The organism is candidate division KSB1 bacterium (assembly GCA_022562085.1).
Classification (GTDB): Bacteria; Zhuqueibacterota; Zhuqueibacteria; order Oceanimicrobiales; family Oceanimicrobiaceae; genus Oceanimicrobium.
In genome coordinates, this window is the sequence record JADFPY010000486.1 from 1 (window position 1) to 2,183 (window position 2,183).

3 protein-coding genes are annotated in these 2,183 nt (G+C 37.3%); 1 reads left to right on the plus strand and 2 read right to left on the minus strand.

The window, feature by feature from the left end; genetic code table 11:
* Window positions 1-395 precede the first annotated feature (395 nt).
* Entirely contained in the window at window positions 396-977 is a 582-nt protein-coding gene (locus IH879_22575) for a DUF2442 domain-containing protein (protein MCH7677714.1), read from the minus strand.
* A 2-nt stretch (window positions 978-979) separates the two neighbouring features.
* Window positions 980-1,198 carry a hypothetical protein gene (locus IH879_22580; GenBank protein MCH7677715.1) on the minus strand — a complete coding sequence of 73 codons (219 nt, stop codon included), beginning with the start codon at window positions 1,196-1,198 and terminating at the stop codon, window positions 980-982.
* 810 nt (window positions 1,199-2,008) lie between these two features.
* On the opposite strand from IH879_22580, the gene IH879_22585 reads away from it, so the two are divergent.
* A partial coding sequence (locus IH879_22585; GenBank protein MCH7677716.1) for an integrase occupies window positions 2,009-2,183 on the plus strand: 175 nt, incomplete at its 3' end.

The following is a 2,183-nucleotide window of genomic DNA, read 5'->3' on the forward strand; positions in this document are numbered from 1 at the left end:
AAGGTTGAGGTCCACTTAAAGTTATATTGTTTTTTGCAGTTGCAGTTTTTCCTGAATCCACAAGTTTATAAGAGTGTCACCGGAGACCCCGCGATTTTTTGCGACTTTTTCCATTTGTTCCGAAAGCTTTTTTTCCACGCAATAGTAAGTTTTCTCGGATTCAATATCCACTTCGAATTTAACTTCTTTTGTCTTATCCAGTAGTCGGACAAATCATGAGTGTCCCAAAAATCGGCAATTTCCTGATAACTCGTAGCTTGTGAGATGGGACTTTTATTTTTTGACATATCTTTGCCTTTCTTTTTTGGTCATGTCGCGCGCTGATAAAATTAACGCATGCTTGTTTTGTATACAGCCAAAATATTCCTCCGATTTTCAAACGAACATCTCTCTACTTAAATTTTTCCTTCGCACAAATCTGAAATTGGAAAACACAGATCATAATCATTCCAAACCAAATCTCCGTATTCGATTTTGAATTGCTTAAACACATCCGGATTCATATACTTTCTAATTTCAGGGTGTCGAGAGTTTCTAAGAAATGGTTCAAAATCAACTAGCCTTTCATTGCAGTCATTAAACTTTAGCCGTATTCGATAGTTTGAAAGATATTCAGCTTGAGTAATCTCGATGGTATCTTGTTCGAGTTTCATTTTATTGTTTAAAGAATCGGCAACAAAGGGTGTATCATCTTCATCGATATCTTTGCACAACCTAAATGCTTTTTTCTTGTTGTCTTTTGATATTGTGGCCTCACTTACAAAACTGATTTTCTGGAAAATTCTGTACATCAGTTCGAGCAATTCTATGTCTGACAATTTAGAATGCTTTAAAAGCTTTTCTTTATTGTTAAATATTTCTACAAAAACAAAATTAGGAGCGTAATATTTTACGTCCCTTTCGAAAAATTTATCCCGAATGGCTGAATGTTTATCAAGCAGAATCGAGAAGATGATATTGGTATCAATTACGACCACACCTATTCACCTTCTAAAAATTCTGCTTTGTTCTTCTTCCACCAATCCTGTTTGATGCTTTTGGACAGTTTTAAAATTTCCTCATCAAAATTGGCCTTCTTAATGAGGTGCTCAACTCGAAATTTGTTGAGCAAATTCGTCAAAAAATCGATATCGACAGATTTCTTATCTATTGAAATGATGATTTTGTCATCTGTGCTTTTGACTTCAATTGCTTGCATAATGCTTACTCCCAATCGTTTTAATCTTTCTTAAATCTCAAAATCAATTTTGGTAAGATAAAAAAAGTTAAATTCATTGAGTAAATTACCAGCCGTTTCCAGGCAATGTACTTCAAAGCTTTTATTGTTGTTCATTCATTTAGTCCTATAAATAGGTTTAAAAGTAGAGTATTTCAGCTTCAACATTACTTCCGATAATCAGGGTTATCGGTAATAAAAATATACCACTTTTTTTGTTTTCAAACAAGAAAAAATGATGAGGTGTCAGGGGAGATAATTAACCTGCAAAACCGCCAAAAATGCCGTCGAATTTAGTTATGAGGCTGCGGCGGTTGAAACCCTTGTTAGAACTATTGCTGTTATGCACTCGTCTATCTTACCTTGTGTTTCAGAAACGCGATTTTGATTCTTCCTTAAAGAAACAATTAAAAGTCAAAGAATTAAATTCGCGACACCTTACACATTTCAAACAATTTAGGCGTTTAGCGCCAATCATCGACAAAATTTTGTCGATGATTTTGATTGACAATCTACAATTCGAGAAGTACAGACTCTTTTTGAAAATCGCAAATCGTAGAGCGCATATCGTAAATCGTATATGTTCGAGTCCAGAATCTGATATACGATATATGATCGACGTCCCGGACGGCCGGGATTTACGATCTACAGTCCGCGCTTTTCTCTTTTCGGTTTGACAACTGCCCCGAAGGGGCCACGTCGTCCGCACGAAGTCGCGGACGACGCTTAGATATAGTATAACATAAAGGACGTTATGTTATACTATATGGTATGGGTAAGGAACTGGTAAAATTGGCTAACAATCTGCCGGCTGAGATGGGCTCGGGGGCGATTCCGGCCATTGTGCTGGCAACCGGTGAAAAAGGCGCCTATCGGTTTTTAGAGTTTTTTGCCGCTGACATCCGCAACCGGAATACGCGGATGGCTTACTATCGGGCAGCCTGTACCTTTTTTGAGTGGTGCCGGC